Origin of the sequence: Streptomyces sp. JW3, assembly GCF_052216785.1 — a bacterium.
Lineage (GTDB): Bacteria > Actinomycetota > Actinomycetes > Streptomycetales > Streptomycetaceae > Streptomyces.
Window position 1 is genome coordinate 1 of record NZ_JBQOUX010000215.1, and the last position, 2,684, is coordinate 2,684.

A 2,684-nucleotide genomic window follows, 5' to 3' on the forward strand; every position below is an offset into this window, starting at 1 on the left:
CGGGCCTCGCGGCCGCCGGCCGGGTTGATGTCGTTGATCTCCATCGGACCGGAGATGATCTTGCCGACCGTCTGCCGGGGGTTCAGCGAGGAGTACGGGTCCTGGAAGATCATCTGGATCTCGGACCGGATCGGGGCCAGCTTCTTGCGGCCGGCGCGGGAGATGTCCTGGCCCTTGTAGAGGATCTTCCCCGCGGTCGGCTCCAGGAGGCGGGTGATCAGCCGGCCGGTGGTCGACTTGCCGCAGCCGGACTCCCCCACCAGACCGAAGCTCTCGCCGACCCCCACGGTCAGGTCGATGCCGTCGACGGCCTGTACCTGGCCGACCGTCCGCCGGATCGGGAAGCCGCCCATGACCGGGAAGTGCTTGGTCAGTCCCTCCGTCACCAGCAGCGGCTCCCCTCCGCCGCCGGCCGCCGCCTCGCGCGGGGCGGGGACCACGAGGTCTTCTGTCATTGCTCCTCTTTCATGCGTGGCGAGTTGCGGCGGGTGTCGGCCGTCCCCTACCCCAGCCGGGGCCGGATCTCCTCGGCGAAGATGGTCCGCTTCTGCTCCGCCGTGAGGTGGCAGGCCGAGGAGCGGTCCGCGCCCAGCAGCGGCCGCTCGGTGACGCAGCGGCTGCCGCCCACCCGGTCCTGGAAGGTGCAGCGGGGATGGAACCGGCAGCCGGTCGGCGGGTTGAGCAGGGACGGCGGGGTGCCCGGGATCGGCTCCAGGGCGGCGCTGAGGTCGGAGTCCAGCCGGGGCATGGAGTTCAGCAGGCCCCAGGTGTACGGGTGGCGGGGGGCGTGCAGCACCTCGGCCACGGAGCCGCGCTCGACCGCGCTGCCCGCGTACATCACCATGATGTCGTCGGCCATGTCGGCGATCACCCCGAGGTCGTGGGTGATGAAGACGATTGCCGAGCCGAACTCCTGCTGGAGGTCCTTGAGCAGGTCGAGGATCTGCGCCTGGACGGTGACGTCGAGGGCGGTGGTCGGCTCGTCGGCGATCAGCAGGTCGGGGTCGCAGACCAGGGCCATCGCGATCATCGCGCGCTGGCGCATACCGCCGGAGAACTGGTGCGGGTAGTCCTTGGCGCGCTGCGCCGGGTTCGGGATGCCGACCTTGCCGAGCATCTCCACCGCCCGGTCCCAGCCGGCCTTCTTGGAGGCACCGGTGTGCTTCATGAACGGCTCGGCGATCTGCCGGCCCACCGTGTAGTACGGGGACAGCGCGGTCAGCGGGTCCTGGAAGATCATCGCGATCCGGTTGCCGCGCAGCTTCTCCAGTTCCCGCTCGGTGGCGGTGACGAGTTCCTTGCCGTCGAAGACGATCTCGCCGTCAATGGTGGTGGTGCGCGGGTTGTGCAGGCCCAGGATGGTCAGGTTGGTCACCGACTTGCCGGAGCCGGACTCGCCGACGATGCCCAGCGTCCGGCCGCGCTCCACGTCGAAGGAGAGGCCGTCGACCGCCTTGACGACACCGTCCTCGGTGGCGAACCGCACGCTCAGATCGCGGACCGAGAGGAATCCCTCGGGCCCGGCCGGGACCGGCGGGTCCTCGGTCTTGGTCACTGTGGTCACGGTTGTTGCCTCTTCCTGCTTCCTAGAGCCGTTCCTGGAACTGCTTCCTAGAGCCGGACGCGCGGGTCGATCCAGGCGTACACGATGTCGGTGAGGATGTTGAGGATCAGGATCACGCAGGCGCCGACCAGCATCACGCCCATGGTGAGCGGCAGGTCCTTGTGCACCGCGCCGTCCACGGCCAGCCGTCCGATGCCCTGGAGCGAGAAGGTCAGCTCGGTGACGACCGCACCTCCGAGCAGGCTGGAGAGGTCGATGCCGAGGATGGTGACGATGGGGATGAGGGAGCCGCGCCAGGCGTAGCGGAAGAAGACGTACCGCTGGGACATGCCCTTGGCGCGGGCGGTGCGGACATGGTCCTCGGCGAGCTGCTCGATCAGCGAGGAGCGGGCCATACGGGTGTACTGGGCGGTGAAGATGGTGGCCATCACGAACATCGGGATGGACAGGCCGATCAGCCAGCCGGCCGGGTCCTCGGTGATGGGGACGTACTTGGGGTCCTCCATCCAGCCGGTGCTGTAGACGAACACGGTCAGCGCGATCGGGCCGAGGAAGTAGATCTGGAACGAGCTGAGCACCATGGAGGCGCCGGTGGCCACCTTGTCGACGGGGGAGCCGCGGCGGAAGGCGGCGAGCATGCCCGCCCCGACCCCGATCACCAGGAAGACGATCATGGCGCCGACGGTCAGCGACAGGGTCAGCGGGAAGCGGTCCATGATGGTGCTCCACACCATGTCGCCCGAGTAGAACGACTGGCCGAGGCAGGGCGCCTCGCAGTGGCCGGCCGGGAAGTCGCGGCCCACCACGATGCCGGCCATGAAGTCCCAGAACTGCTGCGCCAGCGGCAGGTTGAGGCCGAGCGCCTCGCGGATGTCCGCCAGCCGGCCTGCCGAGCAGTCCTTGCCACAGGCCAGGGAGGCGTAGTCGGACGGCGCGGCGACGAAGAGGAAGAAGGTCGCGGCGCCGATCAGGAACAGGGTGACGGCGGCTCCGACCGTACGCCGGATGATGAACTGAAGCATGGCGACAGGGCTGCTCTCTGCGGAAGGCGGAGGGGGTCGGGAGGTGTCACGGGACCTGCGGGGGGGGGGGGGGGGGGGGGGGGGGGGGGGGGGGGGCG

General features: G+C 69.5%; 3 protein-coding genes. All 3 read right to left on the minus strand.

Annotation, left to right across the window (positions count from 1 at the left end):
* Nucleotides 1-455, minus strand: a 455-nt coding sequence (locus ACTT8P_RS38045; RefSeq protein WP_442836364.1) for an ATP-binding cassette domain-containing protein, incomplete at its 3' end; no start/stop codon positions are given.
* Between the two features lie 47 nt (nucleotides 456-502).
* Nucleotides 503-1,564, minus strand: coding sequence for an ABC transporter ATP-binding protein (locus tag ACTT8P_RS38050; protein ID WP_442836365.1), 1,062 nt, complete (start codon nucleotides 1,562-1,564; stop codon nucleotides 503-505).
* Between the two features lie 47 nt (nucleotides 1,565-1,611).
* Nucleotides 1,612-2,586 (minus strand): ABC transporter permease, encoded by a 975-nt coding sequence (locus ACTT8P_RS38055; RefSeq protein WP_442836366.1) that lies wholly within the window; start codon nucleotides 2,584-2,586, stop codon nucleotides 1,612-1,614.
* Nucleotides 2,587-2,684: the final 98 nt, after the last annotated feature.